Raw genomic sequence first — 20,995 nt, 5'->3', positions numbered from 1 at the left:
CCAATGACCGATGCAGCGATGACCGACACCAAAGAAACGATCGATTATTCCAAGACGCTTTATCTGCCGCAAACGGATTTCCCGATGCGCGCCGGCCTGCCGGATAAGGAGCCGCTGCTGGTCAAGCGCTGGCAGGATATGGACCTCTACCGCAAGCTGCGCGAGAGCGCGGCCGGCCGCACGAAATACGTGCTGCATGACGGCCCGCCCTACGCCAACGGCAACATCCATATCGGCCACGCGCTGAACAAGATCCTCAAGGACGTCATCACCCGCTCGTTCCAGATGCGCGGCTATGACTCGAACTATGTGCCCGGCTGGGATTGCCACGGCCTTCCGATCGAATGGAAGATAGAGGAGCAGTATCGCGCCAAGGGCAAGAACAAGGACGAGGTGCCGGTCAACGAATTTCGCAAGGAATGCCGTGAATTCGCCGCGCATTGGATTTCGGTGCAGGGCGGTGAGTTCCAGCGGCTCGGCGTCATCGGCGACTTCAAGAATCCCTATACGACGATGGCATTCCATGCCGAGGCGCGCATTGCCGGCGAGCTGTTGAAGTTCGCCATGTCGGGCCAGCTCTATCGCGGCTCGAAGCCCGTGATGTGGAGCGTGGTCGAACGCACGGCGCTGGCCGAAGCCGAGGTCGAGTACCAGGACTATGAGTCCGACACGATCTGGGTGAAGTTTCCGGTCGCCAGCCTCGTCCGTCCAATCGAAGGGGGTGAGACCAAACTGACGGAAGGAGCGCTCGATCTGCTGCAGGCCCATGTCGTCATCTGGACGACGACGCCGTGGACGATCCCAGGCAACCGGGCAGTCAACTATTCGCCGCGCATCAGCTACGGCCTCTACGAGGTAACGGCGGCCGAGAACGCGTTCGGCCCGCAGCCGGGTGAAAAGCTGATTTTCGCCGATGCATTGGCCGAAGACTCCTCGGCCAAGGCCAAGGTCACCCTGGATCGACTTCGCAGCGTTTCGGCGCAAGAGCTTGGAAGCCTTACGCTTTCACATCCGTTCAAGGGGCTTGGCGGCGGCTACGAATTCGCCGTGCCGATGCTCGCCGGCGACCATGTCACCGACGACGCCGGCACCGGCTTCGTCCACACCGCGCCCGGTCACGGTCGCGAGGACTTTGACGCCTGGATGGATGCGGCGGTGGATTTGCGCGCACGCGGCATCGACAGCGCCATCCCGTTCGCCGTCGACGACGGCGGCTTCTTCACCAAGGACGCGCCGGGTTTCGGACCGGACCGCGAGGGTGGACCGGCGCGCGTCATTGACGACAACGGCAAGAAGGGCAACGCCAACCAGGCCGTCATCGACGAGCTGATCAAGCGCAACGCGCTGTTCGCGCGCGGCCGGCTGAAACACTCCTACCCGCATTCCTGGCGGTCGAAGAAGCCGATCATCTTCCGCAACACGCCGCAATGGTTCGTCTATATGGACAAGGATCTCGGCGACGGCTCGACGCTGCGCAGCCGTGCGCTGAAAGCGATCGACGACACCCGTTTCGTGCCCGCCGCCGGCCAGAACCGCATCCGCGCAATGATCGAGGAACGTCCCGACTGGGTGCTGTCGCGCCAGCGCGCCTGGGGCGTGCCGATCGCCGTCTTCGCAGATGCCGACGGCAATGTGCTGAAGGACGAGGCGGTCAACCAGCGCATCATGGACGCATTCGAGAAGGAGGGTGCCGACGCCTGGTTCGCCGCCGGCGCCAGGGAACGCTTCCTCGGCAATCACGATGCGTCCAGGTGGAAGCAGGTGATGGACATCCTGGACGTCTGGTTCGATTCGGGCTCGACCCACGCCTTCACGCTGGAGGATCGTCCGGATCTGAAATGGCCGGCCGACGTCTATCTCGAAGGCTCCGATCAGCATCGTGGCTGGTTCCACTCCTCGCTGCTGGAAAGCTGCGGCACCAGGGGCAGGGCGCCTTACGAAACCGTCGTCACCCATGGCTTCACCATGGACGAGGACGGCCGCAAGATGTCGAAGTCGCTTGGCAACACCGTGGTGCCGCAGGACGTCATCAAGCAGTCGGGCGCCGACATCCTGCGCTTGTGGGTGGTGACGACGGACTATTGGGAGGATCAGCGCCTCGGCAAGAATGTGCTGCAGACCAACATCGACGCCTACCGCAAGCTGCGCAACACCATCCGCTGGATGCTGGGCACGCTTGCCCATGACGATGGCGAGGAGGTGCCGCTGGAGAAAATGCCGGAGCTGGAGCGGCTGATGCTGCACCGGCTTGCCGAACTCGATGAGGTCGTGCGCGCGGGCTACGACGCTTTCGAATTCAAGCGCATCACCCGTATGCTGCTCGATTTCATGGTGGTCGAGCTGTCGGCCTTCTACTTCGACATCCGCAAGGACGCGCTCTACTGCGACGCGCCCTCGAGCGTGAAGCGCAAGGCTTCGGTGCAAGTGGTGCGCCATCTCTTCGACTGTCTGGCGAAATGGCTGGCTCCGATGCTGCCCTTCACCATGGAAGAGGCCTGGCTTGACCGTCATCCTGACGCCGTCTCGCTGCATCTCGACCAGTTCCCGCAAATCCCGGCGGACTGGAAGAACGAGGCGCTGGCCGAAAAGTGGCGCAAGGTGCGGCAGGTGCGACGCGTCGTCACCGGCGCGCTGGAGATCGCGCGCGCCCAGAAGGTGATTGGGTCGTCGCTGGAAGCGGTGCCGGTCGTCACCATCAACGATGCGGCACTCGAAGCGGCGATATCGGATGTCGACATGGCCGAGATGGCGATCACCAGCGATCTGGTAATCGCTCATGGGCAAACGCCTGTGGGAGCCTTCACGCTTGACGACGTCAGGGGTGTCGCCGTGGTGGTCGAAAAGGCCGAGGACCGCAGCTTGGTGAAATGCGCACGCTCCTGGCGCTACACCGCGGATGTCGGTCAGGATCCGGAATTCCCCGACGTTTCGGCGCGCGATGCGGCGGTGCTGCACGAATTGAAGGCGCTTGGCCGGCTTTGACAGGCCAGCCAGCCAGGTTGATGGGTGCACAAATGCCACGCCGGGCGGGCGAAAACCGCCCGCGCGTTGCCCTTAACGACTGGTTGAGGTAAACACGCGAAACTTCGGAAGACAAATTGTCGCCGGATTTCAGTCGCAAGTGCTTGGACGATGGGGACCGGTCACAACGCCGGTGGCAATCGAGAGGGCTGTCTAGAGTGGGACTTTTTGGCATGACCGAGAGATATAATGCGCGCCTGGCGCTGCTGGCGCCGCTTGTCGCATCGGGCCTGGCTTTGTCCGGCTGCATGGGCTCTCCGACCTATGGCACCGACAAGACCGCCGGCGAACAGCTGGCTGGCGATCTGACCGGCGCCTTTTCGATCGCGCCGAAGCACAAGGAGCAGATCGACTACAAGCCGCGTCCGACGCTGGTGAAACCGGCGCCAGGCCAGAAGGAAGCGCTGCCGGCGCCGCAGGACAGCATCGAGACGGCGAGCGCCGAATGGCCCGAATCGCCCGAGCAGCGCCGCGCCCGCTTGCGCGCCGACGCCACCGCCCACCAGAACGACCCGGCTTACCAGTCGGAGATCGTCGACGACGTGCAGACCGACCCGGCCTCGGTGAAGAAGGCAATGGCGGATTCAGGCTCGAGCCACCCGCCGGCGTGGAGCCCAGCCGATTCAGACAAGGGTCGCGCCGCCGAGATCCAGCGCCGGCTTGCCGACAGCAAGCAGGGCGACCCGAACACCCGCAAATATCTGAGCGAACCGCCGGTGCAGTATCGTGTCGCAGCCGGCACGGCGCCGCAGAACGAGCTTGGCGAGGACGAGTACAAGAAGGAACGCCGCCTGAAGAAGGAGGCGGAGGGCAAGAAGGGCAGCGGCTGGTTCGACTGGCTGCCGTCGCTCTAAAAAACCGACGGTCCGCGTTGCCTGCCGTTGACCGGCCTTGCGCCCGGTTCAGCCGCGCCGTTCCTGGAAAAATCCTTTGAGCAATAGGGCCGCTTCGGTCTCGCCGATGCCTGGATAGATGTCGGGCGTGTGGTGGCAGGTTGGCGAGGCGAAGAAGCGCACGCCATTGACCACCGCGCCGCCTTTGTCATCGGCGGCGCCGAAATAAAGCCGGCGCAGCCGGGCGAAGGAAATAGCGCCGGCGCACATGGCGCATGGCTCCAGCGTTACATAGAGATCATGGCCGGTCAGCCGCTCGGCTGACAGCTTGCGGCAGGCTTCGCGGATGACCAGCATCTCGGCATGCGCCGTGGGGTCGGCAAGCTCGCGGGTGCGGTTGCCGGCACTGGCAACGACCGTGCCGCCGTTGGCGATGACGGCGCCGACCGGCACTTCGCCGCGCAAGGCTGCCGCTTCCGCCTCTTTCAGCGCCATCGCCATGAAATCCGGTCGCTTCACGCGGTGTCCATTCCTATTATCTCCTCGCCACCCCCGGCTTTTGGTTTTCGTTTGTCTTGCCGGAAAACCGGTCTCCACTTTTCCCTGACAAACTCTGATGATCCTGTTATTGAGCGCATCAACCCGAAAATCGGACTCGATTTTCGGAAATGATCATGCGCCAAATCAAAGTGCTACAGCGTTCGTTGCGCGCCCGAGAGGATGCGCCACGCTGTAGCAGCGCAAACGGACAAAGGCCACATGGACGACAACGACAAGAAATTCCGACCCAAGAAGGGTCCGGCCAGGAGCGGCTCGAAAGCGGCGGGACCCCGCGGCCGTGATGGCGCCGCCGGCAAGGGCGGCAAGCCGTCCTTTGGCGCCAAGAAACCCTACGCGCCGCGCGGCGATCGGCCGATGGCCGCCGAGGGCGAGCGGCCGAAGCGCGACTTCAAGGGCGGCGACAGGCCATTCAGCAAAGGACCGCGTCCCGAAGGCAAGCCTTTTGAGAAGCGTGAGGGACCACGCAAGCCCTACGCACCGCGCGGCGACCGTCCGATGGCGACTGAAGGCGAGCGCAAGCCCTATGAAAAGCGCGAAGGGCCGCGCAAGCCCTATGCACCGCGCGGCGACCGGCCGATGTCGGCTGAAGGCGAACGGCCGAAACGCGACTACAAGCCGCGCGAAGCCGGTGAGCGTGGCGCTCCGCGCGCCGAGAGACCATTCCACAAAGGCCCGCGCCCCGAAGGCAAGCCCTATGAGAAGCGCGAAGGGCCACGCAAACCCTATGCGCCTCGTGGCGACCGCCCGGCTGCAGCGGCAGGGGGCGGCGAAAAGCGCTTCGACCGTCCCAAGCGTGAGTTTGGCGACCGCGCGCCGCGCGACGCCGCTGACCGCCCCAAGCGCGATTTCGCTGATCGTCCCAAGCGCGACTTCAGCGATCGGCCGCAAACTGCATCCGGCGCCGGCTTCAGGCCGCGCCCGCGTTCCGCCGACGCTGCCGAAGAGGCAGGCGAACGCATCGCCAAGCGGCTGGCGCGCGCCGGTCTGGCCTCGCGCCGCGATGCCGAGGAACTGATCGCCGCCGGTCGCGTCAAGGTCAATGGCCGCGCCCTGACGTCGCCGGCCTTCAACGTCATGCCTGATGACATCATCCATCTCGACGGCATGGAGATTCCGCCGATCGAGCGCACCCGGCTGTTCCTGTTCCACAAGCCGGCCGGCGTCGTCACCACCAACCGCGATCCCGAGGGCCGCAAGACCGTCTTCGACGTGTTGCCCGCCGAACTGCCGCGGCTGATGACCATCGGCCGGCTCGACATCAACACCGAAGGGCTGCTGCTGCTTACCAATGATGGCGGCCTTTCGCGCGTGCTCGAACTGCCGGCCACCGGCTGGCTGCGCCGCTACCGCGTGCGCGTCCACGGCAAGGTCGAGGAGAGCGCGCTTGCCGGCCTGCGCGAAGGTATTGCCGTCGACGGCGTCTTTTACGGCGCCATCGAAGCGACGCTCGATCGTGAGCAGGGCACCAATGCCTGGCTGACGATCGGCCTGCGCGAGGGCAAGAACCGCGAGGTCAGGAACATCCTCGGCTCGCTCGGCCTTGATGTGACGCGGCTGATCCGCATCTCCTACGGTCCGTTCCAGCTCGATGACCTCGCCGAGGGCCATGTGCTGGAGATTAAGGGCAGGGTGCTGCGCGACCAGCTTGGCGAGCGCCTGGTCGAGGAATCCGGCGCCAATTTCGACGCCGAGGTCACCAAGCCATTTTCCAACAAGCCGGTGCGTCGCACCGAAATCCGCGAGCCGGAGCCGGAACGGCCAAAGTTCACCCGTGACGGCGAGCGCCGACCGATCGGCGAGGGCGGCTTGATCAAGAACCGCAAACGCCGCGAAGGCAGCCGCGACGAGGCGCTGGGCAAGCTATCGACCAGTCCCGACAGAAGCTCCGGACCGGAAAAGAGTTTCGGCGAACGCGGCCCGCGGCCCGAGCGCAGCTTTGGCGACAAACCCCGCGGCAATTTTGGCGACAAGCCGCGCGGCGGCTTTGGCGACAAACCGCGTGGTGCTTTTGGCGGCAAGCCCGGTGGCAAGAAATCCGAGCGCGAGCAGCGGCCGATCGAGCCGCCCGGCCAGCGCAAGGCCAATGTCTGGATGGCGCCGGGCGCGCGGCCGATCGGCAAGGGCAGGGCTGAAGCCGATGCGGCCAAGGCCGCTGACGCCAAGGCGCGCAAGGCGTCGTTCAAGCCGTCCTATGGCAAACCGGCCGGCGCAAAGCCATTCGGCAAGCCGAGAGGCGAGCCGGGCGGCGGCGAGCGGCCGCGCGGCGGCCCGAAGGGTCCCAGAACGAAATGAGGCCCAAAGCGAGATGAGAATTGTCGGCGGTGAGTTTCGCGGGCGTCCCTTGGCGACGCCTCGCTCAAGCGCCATCCGTCCGACGACCGATCGCACCCGCGAGGCCGTCTTCAACGTGCTGGCGCATCGCTTCGCGGAGAAACTCGACGGCGCACGCGTGCTCGACCTGTTCGCCGGCACCGGTGCGCTCGGGCTGGAAGCACTGTCGCGAGGTGCGTCCTACGGCGTCTTCATCGAGGAATCGGCCGAGGGCCGTGGCCTGATCCGCGACAATGTCGAGGCGTTCGGCCTGACCGGCCGTACCAAGATCTTCCGCCGTGATGCCACCGGCCTCGGCGAGGCCGGCACGCTTGCGCCATTCGGCCTCGTCTTCGCCGACCCGCCCTACGGCAAGGGGCTTGGCGAGCGTGCCCTGCAGTCGGCCAAGGCCGGCGGCTGGCTCCGTCCCGGCGCGCTGTGCGTGGTCGAGGAGGCCGCAGTGGCGCCCTTCGAGCCAGGCCCCGGCTTTTCCGTGCTGGATGAGCGCAGTTACGGCGAGACGGTGATCCGCTTCATCGAGGCGGGCTGATAGCTTTTGACGCCCGGCCTCTTTGCCGCCGCCTTTGACGGCAAGATGGCCAACAATTCACTTTGCTTGTGGTCCATACCCTGCCTATCGTCTGCCAAGGAAATCGGAGCCATTGATGACATCTAGAGCTGAATGGCTGCGCGGGACTCTGCTGGCGACCTCGCTGGCTTTCGTCATGACCGGTCCGGCGCTGGCCGAGAGCCTCGTCTTGCCCGATACGATTCCAGCCACGTTCAAGGTCACGGATTTTCTGCTCGACAACGGTTTGGAGGTCGTCGTCATTCCCGACCACCGCGCGCCGATCGTCACCCATATGGTCTGGTACAAGATCGGCAGCGCCGACGAGCCGCCGGGCAAGTCCGGCATTGCCCATTTCTTCGAGCACCTGATGTTCAAGGCGACGACCCACCATGCGGCAGGCGAGTTCGACCGCGCCGTCTCCGACATCGGCGGCTCCAACAACGCCTTCACCTCATACGACTACACGGCCTTCCACGAGACGGTTGTGCCGTCGGCGCTCGAGCTGATGATGAGCTTCGAGGCCGACCGCATGCGCAATCTCATCCTCACCGACGATGTGATCAAAACCGAGCGCGACGTCATCCTCGAGGAGCGCCGCTCGCGCATCGACAACAATCCCGAGGCCGTGCTGGACGAGGAGGTCGACGCCACGCTGTGGCAGAACCAGCCCTATCGCATCCCGGTCATCGGCTGGATGCAGGAAATGCAGCAGCTGAACCGCACCGACGCCACCGCCTTCTATGACAAATACTACCGGCCCAACAACGCCGTGCTGATCGTGGCCGGCGATGTCGAACCGGACACGGTGCGGACGCTTGCCGAAAAGACCTATGGCAAGGTCGCGCGCGGCCCCGATTTGCCGCCGCGCATCCGCCCGGTGGAACCGGAGCAGAACACCAGGCGCACGGTAACGCTCGCCGATGCCCGCGTCAGCGTGCCGAGCTTTTCCACCCAATGGGTGGTGCCGTCCTATCATTCGGGCAAGCCGGGCGAGGCGGAAGCGCTCGATCTGCTGGCGGAAATCCTCGGCGGCGGCAACCGCAGCCGGCTCTACCAGGCCTTGGTTGTCCAGCAAGGCATTGCCTCCAATGCCGGCGCCTATTTCCAGGGCACCATGCTCGACGACACCAATTTCACCATCTACGGCTCGCCGCGCGGCGATGCCAAGCTCGTCGATATCGAGGCGGCGGTCGATGCCGAGGTGGCTCGCATCGTCAGGGATGGCGTGACGCCATCGGAGCTGGCAAAGGCCAAGGACCGCTATATCAGGTCGATGGTCTTTGCCCGCGACAAGCAGGATTCCATGGCCAACATCTACGGCTCGACGCTGGCCACCGGCGGCAATGTGCAGGACGTCCAGCAATGGCCGGATCGCATCGGCAAGGTCACCGCCCAAGACGTCAAGGCCGTCGCCGCGCGCTATCTGGTGCTTGCCCGGTCGACGACCGGTTATCTCTTGCCGCAGCAACAGGCGGGGAATTGATTTGATGACGAAAACGAACGCGATGCACGCCGGCGCGCCCTTACCTTCTCCCACAAGGGGAGAAGGCAGAGCGCTCGCCGCCCTCGCAACCCTCTTCCTCTCCATCGTCTTCCTGATCCTGCCGGCACTCACGGCGCGCGCGATGGACATCCAGTCCGTCACCTCGCCAAAGGGCATCACCGCTTGGCTGGTGGAGGACTATTCCGTGCCGGTCGTCGCCATCCGTTTCGTCTTCGGCGGCGGCTCGACGCAGGATCCGCCGGGCAAGGAAGGGTTGGCCAACCTGATGACCGGCCTGTTCGACGAAGGTGCCGGGCCGCTAGACTCGGAAGACTTCCAGATCAAGCTCGACGATGCCGGTGCCGAGATGAGTTTCGAAGAGAGCCGCGACGGCACCTACGGCTCGATGCGCATGCTGGCCGAGCAGCGCGACGAGGCGTTCGACCTCCTGCGGCTGGCGGTCAACGAGCCGCGCTTCGACCAGTTGCCGATCGACCGCATCCGGGCTCAGATACTGTCCGGCATCATCGCCGGCGAGAACGACCCCGATACTGTCGCGCAGAGCAAATGGGCGCGGGCACTCTACGGCGACCACCCCTATTCCCGCTCGGACGAGGGCACCAGGGAGAGCATCGCTGCCATCACGCCGGACGACCTGAAAGCCCTGCATAGGGCGGTGTTCGCGCGCGGCGGGCTGCATGTCGCCGTTGTCGGCGCCATCGACCCCGAGACGCTGAAGAAGAAGCTCGACATGGTGTTTGGCGACCTGCCGCAAAACCAGGCGCTCGCTCCCGTGGCCGATATCGACCCCAAGCTGGCGCAGCATGTCGAGGTCGACTACGACCTGCCCCAGACCTCCCTGCAACTCGCCTATCCCGGCGTGAAGCGCAAGGCGGCGGATTTCTTTCCCGCCGTGCTGATGAACGAGATCCTCGGCGGCGGCACCTTCACCTCGCGGCTGTTCCAGGAGGTGCGCGAAAAGCGCGGGCTGGCCTATAGCGTCAACTCCTCGCTGATCAATCAGGACCACGCCAATGCGCTGATCGTCAGCACTGGGACCCGCTCGGACCGGGCGGCCGAGACGCTGGCTATCGTCCGCGATGTGGTCAAGCAACTGGCCGATGAAGGCCCGACCGAAGCGGAGCTGGCGGCGACCAAGAAATATATGATCGGCGCCTACGCCATCAACAACCTGGATTCGTCGAGTGCCATTGCCTCGACGCTGGTCGAGCTGCAGCTCGACGGTCTCGGCATCGACTACATGCAGCACCGCGCGAGCTACATCAACGCGGTGACGCTCGACCAGGTCAAGGCGGCGGCGAAAAAGCTGCTGACCACAGAGCCGACCATCATGGTCATCGGCCCGAAACTGGCAGGGGCCGGCAAGGGATGAGCCCGACCTTCGGCATCGCCTTCGGCGGCGGCGGTGCGCGCGGGTTGGCGCATATTCATGTCATCGAGGCGCTGGACGAACTGGGCATCAGGCCCGTGGCGATTGCCGGCTCGTCGATCGGCGCCATCATGGGCGCCGGCATGGCCGCTGGAATGACCGGCAAGGACATCCACGACTATGCCCGCGCGATCCTCGGCCGCCGCGCCCAGGTGGCGAGCCGCATGTGGCGGGCGAGGCCGGGCACGATCGCCGAAGCCATGCAGGTCCGCGTCAGCCAGTTCAACGTCGAGCGCATCCTGAAGGCCTTCCTGCCCGAAGCCATTCCCGAAACTTTTGCCGAGCTCAAAATTCCGCTGAAGGTGACGGCGACGGACTATTTCGGCCACAAGCTGGCCGTCTTCGACGATGGCGACCTGCACTCGGCACTGGCGGCGTCAGCGGCCATACCCGCCGTGTTCCGCCCGGTGATGCGCGACGGCAGGCTGCTGATCGACGGTGGCATTTACAACCCCGTGCCCTTCGACCTGATCGAGAACGATGCCGACATCATCATCGGCGTCGACGTCGTCGGCGCGCCGGTAGAGCTCGACCGCAAGCACCCGACCACCGTCGACCTGATATTCGGCGCCACCCAGCTGATGATGCAGTCGATCATCGCCAACAAGCTGAAGCAATGCCGCCCCGACATCCTGGTCCGCCCGGCGGTTTCGAAATACCGCGTGCTCGATTTCCTGAAGATCGACGCCCTGATGAATGAGACGGTTGACATCAAGGACGAGCTAAAACGGCAGGTGGAGAAGGCTATGGACGCGCGGGCTGATGCCGCCGTCAAAGCGAGGCGGGGAAAGCTCATCGGGTGAGGATGGTGGTTGTGCCGCCTCGATCTGCAAGGAAAGTAGCGCTAACCGATTTACGATTTCGCCGCCACCGGCGCATACTCCAGCGCCACCACGCCGTTGTTGAATGGCTTGGCGGAAACCAGTTCGAGCGAGATCGGCTCGCCGACTGGAAACAGCGGCTTGCCCTGGCCGACGGCGCCGGGATAGCTGAGCAGTCTGACGCGGTCGACCAGGCCATGGCGCAGCAATTCCTGCGCGACGCTCAGGCTGCCATGCACATAGATGTTGCCGCCAGTGCCCTGCTTCAGCGCCCTGACGGCTTCCGGCAGGGAGCCCTTCAGCAATTCGGCCGGCTTCCACTCGAGCGCCTTCAGGCTGGGCGACATATTTCGGCAGCGCGTTGAACCGGTCGGCAAAATCCCCGGTTTCCTTGGGCCATGAGCCGGCAAAAATCTCATAGGTCGTGCGCCCCAAAAGCATGGCGCCGCTGTCGGCAAGCTCCTCTTCCTTGAACCTGTTCATCTCGTCGTTCCAGGTCACGCTGGGCAGCTTCTCGACCTCGGCAATGCCATCGACGCTGATGAATTCAGTAACGATAAGTTTTCGCATGGCGCTCTCCTTCATTGGTCAGAGGACGAACCGCGCGGCCTGCCTGCGACACGCTTCGTGAAAAATAGCGCGGCGCTTTGTCGTTTATGCCAATGCCAAAGACACGCATTGACCTCAACCGGCCTGACGGCGCCACGCAGCTGATGATGCAGTCGATCATCGCCAACAAGCTGAAGCAATGCCGCCCGACATCCTGGTCCGCCCGGCGGTTTCGAAATACCGCGTGCTCGATTTCCTGAAGATCGACGCCCTGATGAATGAGACGGTTGACATCAAGGACGAGCTAAAACGGCAGGTGGAGAAGGCTATGGAGGCGAGGGCTGATGCCGCCGTCAAAGCGAGGCCGGGAAAACTGATCGGGTGAAGATGGTGGCGTGCCGGTAAGGCCTGACGCCTGTTCTGCTTGCGGACCTGGCCTAAGCGAACAAAAGGCTGGGAACGGTCGCATTTGACCCGATGCGGCCATAGGCGAGTTCACGGCCGAACGGCGGCAAGGCGCCGCAAGTTTGCCGTAGGGATCGCATTTGGGCTTCCTGAGAGCAGACGTCGTCTGCAGCTTCACTGGAGGTCAAGCAGTCACCTATTGGCAATAATGCGGGGAGAGCGCAGGATTGTCCAAGGGCGTTCGCCTGCGACAGGACATTTGCGCGATGAGTCAATTTGGTGGCGAACCGGTTCGTGATCCTGCACATCTCGGCTTCGACAAGGCGCGGCTGGCGCGACTGAAGCGGTGGATGCTGCGATATGCCGACACAGGGCGCTGGCCGGGTGGTGCGGTGCTCATCGCGCGTCATGGAGAACTCGCCTTTTTCGACTGCGCCGGGCACGCCGACGTCGAAGCCAAGCGGCCTTGGCAGCGCGACCTCATCGCCCGCATCTACTCGATGACCAAGCCTGTCACCGCCGTCGCGCTGATGATGCTGTACGAGGAGGCGCGCCTGCATCTCGACGATCCGGTCGAAGCTTACCTGCCGGAATTCAAAGACAGGCAACTTCTGATACCGGGCGCAACGTCGCTGGACCAGACAGTGCCCATCAAGACGAAGATGACGATCCACCATCTGCTGACCCACACATCTGGCCTAAGCCTTTTTACGAACCCCGGACTGCTCGGTGAAGCTTATGCCAAGGAAAAACTCGGCCTCGCCCTTGCTTACGGTGGGCTCGACAAGATGGTGCGCAGGATCGCCGAGCTGCCATTGGAATGGGAGCCGGGCACGAAATGGCAATACAGCACCGGGTCCGATGTCATCGGCCGAATCGTGGAAGTCGTTTCCGGAATGACGCTCGACAAGTACTTCGCGACTCGCATCTTCGAGCCCCTCGGCATGACTGACACCGGCTTCTCTGTGCCGGGGTCTGAGATCAGCCGTTTTCCCCCGCTCTATGAGGCTATGGCCGGCGGAATGGCAGTGCACGAAGCGCCGGAGGTTTCGGAGTGGCGGGAAGGCAAGGTTGATACGTTCTGCGGCGGAGGCGGGCTCGTCGGAACCATCGACGACTATTGGCGGTTCACCGAAATGCTGCGGGCTGGAGGTGAAATCAACGGCGAACGCATCCTCAGTCCCCGTACTTTGAGATTGGCTGCGTGCAATCACCTACCGGGAGATCTTGCCTCGATGGCAGCCGAAGTTTGGGCCGAAACCCAGTTTGACGGCGTCGGGTTCGGTCTGTTGGGCTCCGTCGTCCTCGATCCGGCTAAGGCACAAATTTCGGCGCAAGTCGGCGACTATGGCTGGGGCGGGGCGGCAGGCACCTTCTTCTGGGTAAGCCCGGTCGACGACATGGTTGTCATTCTCTTCACGCAACTGCTGCCTTCAAGCGCCATTCCGGTGCGCAAAGAGCTGCGCGCACTCGTCCATGGTGCGTTGACAGGGGCCTGAGACTCGTCAACAGAAACGGCGCGGAGCAACCTTGCGCTTGGCAAGCCGGGCCGGCTCGGCTTCGTCGTGCTCGATGAGCTCTTCGCCCAACCCTCTAGGCAGTTGCTCTTCCATCTCATTGCCTCAACAGGGAAGTTCGAAACCCTCTTGGTCCGCCAATCCCGCCGATTGCACGCTGCGGTGCGATATTCTGCAAGATAGCCACCCAACCACGGACGATAGCCGCATTGCTCTCGACAAGAGCACTCCTGCCACAGACCACCTAGCTGGCAGACACTTGGCTGATCCCGGCATCGACCCAGGCATGCGTCTGCTCAAGCACTTCATCCGAGAGCGCGGGATCGTCGATCGCCCGAGCGAGGATTACTGCCCCCACCATCGCTGCCCAGCTTCCGATCGCCGCGCGGCGTCTGTCTGCCGGATCCAACTCCGGGAGCGCCTTGCCGATACGGTCGATCTGCGATCGTAGGCCTTCCGTCATGGCCGAGCGTGCAGCCGGGGTCTGATGGCGGATGGCTGCAGCAAGGCCCGCCGTCGGGCAACCGCCGGCGCAGTTGTCGCGATGCCGGGGCGAAAGATAGGAACCTAAATAAGCGCGAAGATCGCCCCCTCCGCCTGAGTCCGCGGCGAGGACGTGGGCAAGGGTCTGCGCGATCAGGTCGTCCTTCGAACTGAAATGGCCGTAGAAGCCGCCATGGGTGAGCCCTGCGGCTTTCATCACTTCCGCCACGCTGACCGCGTCGAACCCCTTCTCGCGAAACAGTCGGCTGGCCGCATCCAATATCCGGTGACGATTCTCCGCCATCTGCTCTCGACTGACCTTCATTTCAAAATTCTCCGTCGGCCCTGTTGACATTTACATGATGCCCATCATATTTAGCCGCAATCATGATGATCGTCATGAATATAGGTTCCATCAGAGAAAAGAGCAATGCCATGACCACTATTCCGTCAGTCCTCATCACCGGCGCCTCCACGGGCATCGGCGCTTCCTATGCCGAACGGTTCGCCCGCCGCGGACACGACCTCGTGCTGGTTGCCCGTGACGTGGCACGAATGGAGGCACTGGGAGCCCGGCTCCGTCAGGAGACTGGCGTTGCGATCGACATCATCCAGGCTGATCTTACGCAGCCTGCCGAGCTTGCAACGATAGAGACGAGGCTGCGCGACGACGCCCGCATCGGGATTCTCGTCAACAATGCCGGAACAGCCATCGGCGGAAGCTTCATCGAGCAGAGTACCAATGACGTCGCCCGGCTCGTTGCGCTCAACACGACCGCGCTTCTGCGACTTGCCAGCGCCATCGCCCCGCGACTTGCGAAGGCCGGCGAAGGGTCGATCGTCAACATCGGTTCCGTGGTCGGGCTGGCGCCGGAGTTCGGCATGACGGTCTACGGCGCAACCAAAGCCTTCGTGCTGTTTCTGTCGCAGGGGCTCAGCCTCGAGCTTGAGCCGAAGGGCGTCTACGTCCAAGCCGTGCTACCCGCCACGACGCGAACCGAGATCTGGGGCCACGTCGGCGCCGACATCAACACGCTCTCCAACGTCATGGAGGTGGACGATCTGGTTGACGCGGCGCTGGTCGGCTTCGATCGCCGCGAACCGGTGACCATCCCGCCACTCCCCGATGCCGGTCAGTGGGACGCGCTTCAGGCCGCGCGCCAGGCCATGCTTCCGAACTATCGGAACGAACATCCCGCCGAGCGGTACCGCAAGGTCGCCTGAGCACCAATGAATCCATTTGATAACGACCTCGTCGCGGCGGGGACAAACAAGGTGACCTATGACCGACAAAGCACTTTTTGAGCCTTATTCTCTCGGCTCGCTGACGCTCTCCAATCGTATCGTCATGGCGCCCCTCACACGCAATCGCGCTGGCCCGGGCTTCGTTCCGGGCGATCTTGTCGCCGAGTACTACGGCCAGCGGGCCTCCGCCGGCCTGCTGATCTCCGAGGCCACGCAGATCTCGCGGCAGGGACAAGGTTACCAAGACACGCCCGGCATCTACTCCCAGGCTCAGATCGACGGCTGGCGCAAGGTCACGACAGCCGTGCACGCCAAGGGCGGGCGTATCTTCCTGCAGCTCTGGCACGTCGGCCGCGTCTCGCACGTCGATCTGCAGGAGAACGGCGCCGCGCCCGTCGCGCCCTCAGCAATCCGGGCCGCGACCAAGACGTTCGTGAACAACGGCTTTGTCGAGGTTTCGGAGCCCCGCGCGCTGGCGCTCGACGAGCTTGCGGGGATCGTCAACGATTTCCGGCAAGCAGCCGCGAACGCCATTGAGGCCGGCTTCGATGGCGTCGAGATTCATGGCGCCAACGGCTATCTGCTGGACCAGTTCGCCAAGGACGGTGCCAATGTCCGCACGGATGCTTATGGCGGATCGGTCGAGAACCGCGCCCGGCTGATGCTGGAGGTTGCGACTGCGGTGGTTGAGGAGATCGGCGCAGAGCGCACCGGCATCCGGATTTCGCCCGTCTCGCCCGCCAACGGCGTCTCGAGCAGCGCCCCCCAGGCGCAGTTCGACTATATCGTCGATCAACTCGACGCTTTGGGCATCGTCTATATCCATGTCGTCGAGGGCGCCACGGGCGGATCGCGCGATGTCGCGCCGTTCGACTTCGGATCGCTCCGCCGGCGCTTCAACAATACCTATATCGCCAATAACGGCTATGACCTCGAACTCGCGGCGTCGCGGCTCGCCGAGGGCAAGGCGGACCTGTTCGCCTTCGGGCGCCCGTTCATCGCCAATCCCGACCTTGTGGAACGGCTGAAGACGCGCACGCCGCTGACGGAGTTCAACTCGGCGACGCTCTATGGCGGCGGCTCCGCTGGCTATACCGACTATCCCGCGATCGCCGCCTCAAGCCGCCCATGAGCTATCGGAGGGCAGCGCCCTGCGAGGCAGCCACCCCAGCAGCCATCCCACGTGACTGCAGCGCCTCAGTCCTTGGCCCGCTCCACATAAGCCCCATCCGCCGTCATCACCACCACGCGGGTGCCCGGCGCGATGTGCGGGGGGACCAGCGTGCGCACGCCGTTGGACAGCACGGCCGGCTTGTAGGACGAGGAGGCCGTCTGTCCCTTGGTCGTCGGCTCGGTTTCCACCACTTCGAAGGTAGCGCGCTGCGGCAGCACCAATGAAATGGCAATGCCGTTGAACTGTGACAACTGCACGGCCATGCCTTCCAGAAGGTAAGGCGCCATGTCGCCGACCACGGCTTCCGATACCGCCACCTGGTCGTAGGTTTCCGGGTTCATGAAGTGAAAGCCTTCGCCGTCGCGATAGAGGAAGGTGTGTTCGCGCTCTTCGACATAGGCGCGCTCAACCTGTTCGGTGGTGCGGTAGCGCTCCGAAACCTTCACTCCGTCGCCGATGCGGCGCATGTCGAGCTGCGTCACCGGCGTGCCCTTGCCTGGGTGGATGTTTTCGGCAAAGAGGATCACATAAAGCTTGCCGTCCTTTTCGACGACATTGCCTTTGCGGAGCGAACTGGCGATGACTTTCACCACGGTTTTAAATCCTGCGAGAGTTGATTGGCGTTTGCCGGCTTGTGCGGCGCTGGTTGGGGGCCTACCGCATCTTGGCCGCCGCCGCCAGCCCCCTTCCGCCATGATCTGCGCCCCATGACCGAAGCTTCGCCCTGGTGGACGCCGCATGTCCATGCCGACCGCCGCCCGCGGCTGATGCTGCGCAATGCCATCGCCGCCAGCCTGCGCGACTGGTTCGCCTCCCATGATTTCGTCGAGGTGGAAACGGCGGCCCTGCAGGTCTCGCCTGGCAACGAGGCACATCTGGCGGCCTTCGCCACGGAAGCGATAGGGCCGGACGGCTCGCGGTCGCCGCTCTATCTCCACACCTCGCCGGAATTCGCCTGCAAGAAGCTGCTTGCCGCTGGCGAGCAGCGCATTTTCAGCTTCGGTCCCGTCTACCGCAACCGCGAGCGCGGCCCCTTGCACCATCCAGAATTCACCATGCTCGAATGGTACCGGGTGGGCGAAGACTACCAGAGCCTGATGCAGGATTGCGCCGCCTTTCTGGCGCTGGCTGCGACAAGGGCAGGGGCGACGCGCTTTTCCTTCCGCGGCCGAGACTGCGATCCGTTCGCCGAGCCGGAACGGCTGACGGTTGCGGATGCCTTCACCCGCCATGCCGGCATCGACCTGCTGGCCACGGTCGCCATCGACGGCAACACCGACCGCGACGCACTTTATGCCGCCTTGGTCGAGGCCGGCCTGCGCACCGCGTCCGACGACAGCTGGGCCGACCTGTTCAGCCGGGTGATGGTGGAAAAAGTCGAACCGTTTCTCGGGCAGGGGCGGGCGACCATTCTGTGCGAATATCCTGTGGCCGAGGCGGCCCTGGCGCGGCCGAGCCCGATCGACCCGCGCGTCGCCGAGCGCTTCGAGCTCTATTGCTGCGGCGTCGAACTCGCCAACGGCTTTGGCGAACTGACCGATGCCGAGGAGCAGCGCCGGCGGTTCATCGTCGAGATGGACGAGAAACAGCGCATCTATGGTGAGCGCTATCCGCTGGACGAGGATTTCCTCGCCGCCCTAGCCATCATGCCGCAGGCCAGCGGCATCGCGCTCGGCTTCGACCGGCTGGCGATGCTGGCGACCGGCGCGCAGAAGATCGAGGACGTCATCTGGACTCCGGTCGCGGCGTCCTGAACCAGTCGGCAGCCGTTCCTGACCTGTTCAATGCGCGAAAACCTGCTCCAGCGAGCGGAAGCCCTTGAATTCCAGCGCATTGCCCGAGGGGTCGCGGATGAACAGCGTCGCCTGTTCGCCGGGCTCGCCCTTGAAGCGGACCATCGGCCGTTCCAGCCAGTCGATGTCGTCGCGCGCCTCCAGTCGCGTTGCCAGGCGCTGCCAGTCGTCCATCAGCAGCACAGCGCCGAAATGGGGGATAGGCACGGTGATGCCGTCGACCTTGCCGTCACTGGGGGCTTGTGCCGCCTGCGGCCGCAGATGCGCCGACATCTGGTGGCCGAACAGGTCGAAGTCCACCCAGGTCGCCGACGAGCGGCCGATCGCGCAGCCCAGCACCTCGCCATAGAAAACGCGGGTTTCATCGAGATCACGGACCGGGAAGGCGAGATGGAAAGGCGTCATCGAAAATGCTCCGAACAGGCTGCGGACTGGTTATGCGTCGCGGGGTTCGCAGTTTGAACCCTCAACCCTGCATTTTGATTGAAGCCTATGCCATTGCACAAGCCGGACTGGAACAATAGATGGGTGGGCAACGACCGGACGTCGGCCGCACCAGCAGGATTTCAGGCATGACCGATATATCAGACGCAGCAAAATTGACCGACCGCGTCGCGGCTCTGGTCGAGGCTGCCAAAAAGGCCGGCGCCGATGCCGCCGACGCGGTGGCCGTGCGCGGCCGCTCGACCGGTGTGTCGGTGCGTCTCGGTAACGTCGAGGGCACCGAATCGTCCGAGAGCGAGGATGTCGCGCTGCGCGTCTTTGTCGGTGGCCGGGTGGCGAGTGTCTCGGCGACGGCGGCCTCGGATCCGAAGATGCTGGCCGAGCGCGCCGTCGCGATGGCGAAAGTGTCGCCGCAGGATCCTTACCAGGGGCTAGCCGACCCGGCATTGCTCGCCAAACAGACGCGCGATCTCGACCTGTTCGATGCCACCGAAGTGTCGGCCGACCAGTTGAAGGAAGCAGCCCTTGCGACGGAAGCGGCAGCCCTTGCCGTCAAGGGCGTGACCAATTCGGCCGGCGCCAGCGCCAGTGCGGGCCTGGGCGGGCTGGTTCTGGCCACCTCGCATGGCTTCCTCGGCCACTATGTCGGCTCGCGTTTTTCGCGTTCGGCCAGCGTCATTGCCGGCGAGGGCACCGGTATGGAGCGCGACTACGAATTCTCTTCGCGCCAGCACTTTGCCGATCTGGATACACCCGAGGATATCGGCCGCAAGGCCGGCGAACGCGCGGTGCGTCGCATCGGCGCGCGCAAGGCGGCGACCGGGCCGGTCGACGTGGTGTTCGATCCGCGCGTCGCGCGCGGCATCGCCGGTCATCTTGGCGGCGCCATCAACGGCGCCTCGGTCGCGCGCAAGACCTCGTTCCTGCGCGACATGATGGGCAAGCAGGTGGCCGCATCCGCCATCACCGTCACCGACGAGCCGCTCAGGCGGCGTGGCCAGGCGTCGCGTCCATTCGACGGCGAAGGCGTCGAGGGGGAAAAGCTGTTGATGGTCGAGAAGGGCGTGCTCAATCACTGGTTCCTGTCGACATCGGCCGCGCGCGAGCTTGGCCTCGTCACCAACGGGCGCGGCGCGCGCAGCGGCTCTTCCGTCTCGCCGTCCTCCACCAATCTCGCCATCGAGCCTGGCGAGCGCTCGCCGGAAGAGCTGATCAAATCGCTCAAGACCGGGTTCTATGTCACCGAGGTGTTTGGCCAGGGCGTCGACATGGTCACCGGCGAATACAGCCGTGGCGCCTCGGGCTTCTGGATCGAGAATGGTGAACTGGCCTATCCGGTCGCCGAGGTCACCATCGCCTCGAACCTGAAGACCATGTTCCTCAACATGGTGCCGGCGAGCGATCTTGACCGCAATTTCGGCACCGCCGCTCCAACGCTCCTGATCGAAGGGATGACCCTTGCCGGAGCATGACCTGACCACTGCCGGTGCTATCGAAGATTTGCCGCTGCTGCGCGATGCCGCCCGCGAGGCGGGTATCATCGCCATGCGCTACTTCGGCAACAGCCCGCAAGTCTGGATGAAGGGCGGCACATCGCCGGTCAGCGAGGCCGATCACGCCGCCGACGCCTATCTGCGCGAAACGCTGCTGGCGGCACGGCCGGATTATGGCTGGCTGTCGGAAGAAACAGTCGACGATCCGGTTCGGCTTTCGGCACGCCGCACCTTCGTCGTCGATCCGATCGACGGCACGCGAGGCTTCCTGGAAGGCCAGCGCACCTGGTGCGTCAGCGTTGCCGTGGTCGAGCATGGCCGCACGCTGGCCGGCGTGCTGGAATGTCCGGCGATGGAGGAGACCTATTGGGCGCTGCCCGGTCATGGCGCCTTTCGCAACGGCAAGCGGATTGCGGTGCGCAAGCTGGCAGATCCGGCCGAGATTTCCGGGCTGAAGCAGTTGACCGACCTGATGCCTGCCGAATGGCAGGCGCGGATGAAGCGCGCGCCTTACAGTCCTTCGCTCGCCTATCGGCTGGCCATGATCGCCAATGGCGCGCTGGATGCCACTTTCGTCAAGCCGAACGCGCATGACTGGGACATTGCGGCCGCCGATCTCATCCTGCGCGAGGCCGGCGGCCAGTTGCTCGACCAGCATGGCCGCGCCCCGCTCTATGCCGGCGAGGTGACCCGTCACGGCGCGCTCGCCGCCGGCAGTGGCGAACTGCTGGCCGTGCTCGCCGGCGTCATCGCCGGGCTGGATGCCTGAAAGCGCTTTCCTGAACGAGATGAATTCATCAGGCTCTAAGGTTCCAAAGTCGGCGGCTTTGGTCTAGACCTGT

The 20,995-nt window shown here is 64.3% G+C and carries 18 protein-coding genes and 2 pseudogenes; 14 read left to right on the top strand and 6 right to left on the bottom strand.

Annotated features, from left to right (window positions below; translation table 11 throughout):
- Positions 1-18: 18 nt before the first annotated feature.
- The gene (gene ileS, locus NKI20_RS01355; protein ID WP_352827594.1) at positions 19-2,982 is read left to right on the top strand and encodes an isoleucine--tRNA ligase; all 2,964 of its coding nucleotides are present in this window, start codon (positions 19-21) and stop codon (positions 2,980-2,982) included.
- Positions 2,983-3,194: 212 nt separating this feature from the next.
- Positions 3,195-3,875, top strand: a complete 681-nt coding sequence (locus NKI20_RS01350) for a hypothetical protein (protein ID WP_352598930.1) — start codon at positions 3,195-3,197, stop codon at positions 3,873-3,875.
- A gap of 48 nt (positions 3,876-3,923) precedes the next feature.
- Here the strand turns inward: NKI20_RS01350 and NKI20_RS01345 are convergent, their stop codons facing one another.
- On the bottom strand, positions 3,924-4,373 hold the full coding sequence (locus NKI20_RS01345) for a nucleoside deaminase (RefSeq protein ID WP_352598928.1): 450 nt from the start codon (positions 4,371-4,373) through the stop codon (positions 3,924-3,926).
- 240 nt (positions 4,374-4,613) lie between these two features.
- On the opposite strand from NKI20_RS01345, the gene NKI20_RS01340 reads away from it, so the two are divergent.
- The 5 genes from NKI20_RS01340 (at position 4,614) to NKI20_RS01320 (ending at position 11,032) form a co-directional block, all read left to right on the top strand.
- Positions 4,614-6,707: a pseudouridine synthase gene (locus NKI20_RS01340; protein WP_352827592.1), complete on the top strand. Its 2,094-nt coding sequence runs from the start codon at positions 4,614-4,616 to the stop codon at positions 6,705-6,707.
- Between the two features lie 13 nt (positions 6,708-6,720).
- Positions 6,721-7,275, top strand: a complete 555-nt coding sequence (gene rsmD / locus NKI20_RS01335) for a 16S rRNA (guanine(966)-N(2))-methyltransferase RsmD (RefSeq protein ID WP_031261126.1) — start codon at positions 6,721-6,723, stop codon at positions 7,273-7,275.
- A 115-nt stretch (positions 7,276-7,390) separates the two neighbouring features.
- Positions 7,391-8,779, top strand: coding sequence for a M16 family metallopeptidase (locus NKI20_RS01330; protein ID WP_352827591.1), 1,389 nt, complete (start codon positions 7,391-7,393; stop codon positions 8,777-8,779).
- Between the two features lie 4 nt (positions 8,780-8,783).
- Complete coding sequence (locus NKI20_RS01325) at positions 8,784-10,172, top strand: M16 family metallopeptidase (protein WP_502898022.1); 1,389 nt, start codon at positions 8,784-8,786, stop codon at positions 10,170-10,172.
- Complete coding sequence (locus NKI20_RS01320) at positions 10,169-11,032, top strand: patatin-like phospholipase family protein (RefSeq protein ID WP_352827589.1); 864 nt, start codon at positions 10,169-10,171, stop codon at positions 11,030-11,032. The genes NKI20_RS01325 and NKI20_RS01320 overlap by 4 nt, the downstream gene beginning before the upstream one ends.
- A 50-nt stretch (positions 11,033-11,082) precedes the next feature.
- Here the strand turns inward: NKI20_RS01320 and NKI20_RS01315 are convergent, their stop codons facing one another.
- Together NKI20_RS01315 and NKI20_RS01310 are read right to left on the bottom strand one after the other, a co-directional pair.
- A complete protein-coding gene (locus NKI20_RS01315) occupies positions 11,083-11,397 on the bottom strand; it encodes a dihydrofolate reductase family protein (protein WP_352827587.1) in 315 nt (104 codons plus the stop codon).
- Positions 11,398-11,443: 46 nt separating this feature from the next.
- A pseudogene (locus NKI20_RS01310) lies at positions 11,444-11,620 on the bottom strand (dihydrofolate reductase family protein); the annotation flags it as partial.
- 128 nt (positions 11,621-11,748) lie between these two features.
- On the opposite strand from NKI20_RS01310, the pseudogene NKI20_RS01305 reads away from it, so the two are divergent.
- Both NKI20_RS01305 and NKI20_RS01300 read left to right on the top strand, forming a co-directional pair.
- A pseudogene (locus NKI20_RS01305) lies at positions 11,749-11,984 on the top strand (patatin-like phospholipase family protein); the annotation flags it as partial.
- A 247-nt stretch (positions 11,985-12,231) separates the two neighbouring features.
- Entirely contained in the window at positions 12,232-13,503 is a 1,272-nt protein-coding gene (locus NKI20_RS01300; protein WP_352827586.1) for a serine hydrolase domain-containing protein, read from the top strand.
- Positions 13,504-13,765: 262 nt separating this feature from the next.
- Here NKI20_RS01300 and NKI20_RS01295 read toward each other — a convergent pair whose 3' ends face one another.
- Positions 13,766-14,329 (bottom strand): TetR/AcrR family transcriptional regulator, encoded by a 564-nt coding sequence (locus NKI20_RS01295; protein WP_352827584.1) that lies wholly within the window; start codon positions 14,327-14,329, stop codon positions 13,766-13,768.
- A 110-nt stretch (positions 14,330-14,439) separates the two neighbouring features.
- Between NKI20_RS01295 and NKI20_RS01290 the strand changes: the two genes are divergently transcribed.
- Together NKI20_RS01290 and NKI20_RS01285 are read left to right on the top strand one after the other, a co-directional pair.
- Entirely contained in the window at positions 14,440-15,228 is a 789-nt protein-coding gene (locus NKI20_RS01290) for an SDR family NAD(P)-dependent oxidoreductase (RefSeq protein WP_352827582.1), read from the top strand.
- Positions 15,229-15,286: 58 nt separating this feature from the next.
- Positions 15,287-16,381, top strand: coding sequence for an alkene reductase (locus NKI20_RS01285; RefSeq protein WP_352827581.1), 1,095 nt, complete (start codon positions 15,287-15,289; stop codon positions 16,379-16,381).
- Between the two features lie 65 nt (positions 16,382-16,446).
- On the opposite strand, the gene efp is transcribed toward NKI20_RS01285, so the two are convergent.
- Complete coding sequence (gene efp / locus NKI20_RS01280; protein WP_023762108.1) at positions 16,447-17,016, bottom strand: elongation factor P; 570 nt, start codon at positions 17,014-17,016, stop codon at positions 16,447-16,449.
- Between the two features lie 114 nt (positions 17,017-17,130).
- Between efp and epmA the strand changes: the two genes are divergently transcribed.
- A complete protein-coding gene (gene epmA / locus NKI20_RS01275; protein WP_352827578.1) occupies positions 17,131-18,177 on the top strand; it encodes an EF-P lysine aminoacylase EpmA in 1,047 nt (348 codons plus the stop codon).
- Between the two features lie 27 nt (positions 18,178-18,204).
- Here the strand turns inward: epmA and NKI20_RS01270 are convergent, their stop codons facing one another.
- Positions 18,205-18,621 (bottom strand): VOC family protein, encoded by a 417-nt coding sequence (locus NKI20_RS01270; RefSeq protein WP_352827577.1) that lies wholly within the window; start codon positions 18,619-18,621, stop codon positions 18,205-18,207.
- A 167-nt stretch (positions 18,622-18,788) separates the two neighbouring features.
- On the opposite strand from NKI20_RS01270, the gene NKI20_RS01265 reads away from it, so the two are divergent.
- Together NKI20_RS01265 and NKI20_RS01260 are read left to right on the top strand one after the other, a co-directional pair.
- A complete protein-coding gene (locus NKI20_RS01265) occupies positions 18,789-20,132 on the top strand; it encodes a TldD/PmbA family protein (protein WP_352827576.1) in 1,344 nt (447 codons plus the stop codon).
- A complete protein-coding gene (locus tag NKI20_RS01260) occupies positions 20,119-20,922 on the top strand; it encodes a 3'(2'),5'-bisphosphate nucleotidase CysQ (RefSeq protein WP_352827575.1) in 804 nt (267 codons plus the stop codon). Before NKI20_RS01265 ends, NKI20_RS01260 begins: the two co-directional genes overlap by 14 nt.
- Positions 20,923-20,995: the final 73 nt, after the last annotated feature.

Origin of the sequence: Mesorhizobium sp. M0830 (genome assembly GCF_040319965.1) — a bacterium.
In the GTDB taxonomy this organism is placed as follows: Bacteria; Pseudomonadota; Alphaproteobacteria; order Rhizobiales; family Rhizobiaceae; genus Mesorhizobium.
This window is presented reverse-complemented; position numbering and strand designations above follow the sequence as displayed.

Coding starts and splice junctions, on each gene's coding strand:
- ileS (WP_352827594.1), top strand. CDS start 19: ATGACCGACACCAAAGAAACGATCGATTATTCCAAGACGCTTTATCTG.
- epmA (WP_352827578.1), top strand. CDS start 17,131: ATGACCGAAGCTTCGCCCTGGTGGACGCCGCATGTCCATGCCGACCGC.
- rsmD (WP_031261126.1), top strand. CDS start 6,721: ATGAGAATTGTCGGCGGTGAGTTTCGCGGGCGTCCCTTGGCGACGCCT.
- NKI20_RS01330 (WP_352827591.1), top strand. CDS start 7,391: ATGACATCTAGAGCTGAATGGCTGCGCGGGACTCTGCTGGCGACCTCG.
- NKI20_RS01350 (WP_352598930.1), top strand. CDS start 3,195: ATGACCGAGAGATATAATGCGCGCCTGGCGCTGCTGGCGCCGCTTGTC.
- NKI20_RS01295 (WP_352827584.1), bottom strand. CDS start 14,329: ATGAAGGTCAGTCGAGAGCAGATGGCGGAGAATCGTCACCGGATATTG.
- NKI20_RS01315 (WP_352827587.1), bottom strand. CDS start 11,397: ATGTCGCCCAGCCTGAAGGCGCTCGAGTGGAAGCCGGCCGAATTGCTG.
- NKI20_RS01270 (WP_352827577.1), bottom strand. CDS start 18,621: ATGACGCCTTTCCATCTCGCCTTCCCGGTCCGTGATCTCGATGAAACC.
- NKI20_RS01285 (WP_352827581.1), top strand. CDS start 15,287: ATGACCGACAAAGCACTTTTTGAGCCTTATTCTCTCGGCTCGCTGACG.
- NKI20_RS01340 (WP_352827592.1), top strand. CDS start 4,614: ATGGACGACAACGACAAGAAATTCCGACCCAAGAAGGGTCCGGCCAGG.
- NKI20_RS01265 (WP_352827576.1), top strand. CDS start 18,789: ATGACCGATATATCAGACGCAGCAAAATTGACCGACCGCGTCGCGGCT.
- NKI20_RS01325 (WP_502898022.1), top strand. CDS start 8,784: ATGACGAAAACGAACGCGATGCACGCCGGCGCGCCCTTACCTTCTCCC.
- NKI20_RS01290 (WP_352827582.1), top strand. CDS start 14,440: ATGACCACTATTCCGTCAGTCCTCATCACCGGCGCCTCCACGGGCATC.
- NKI20_RS01320 (WP_352827589.1), top strand. CDS start 10,169: ATGAGCCCGACCTTCGGCATCGCCTTCGGCGGCGGCGGTGCGCGCGGG.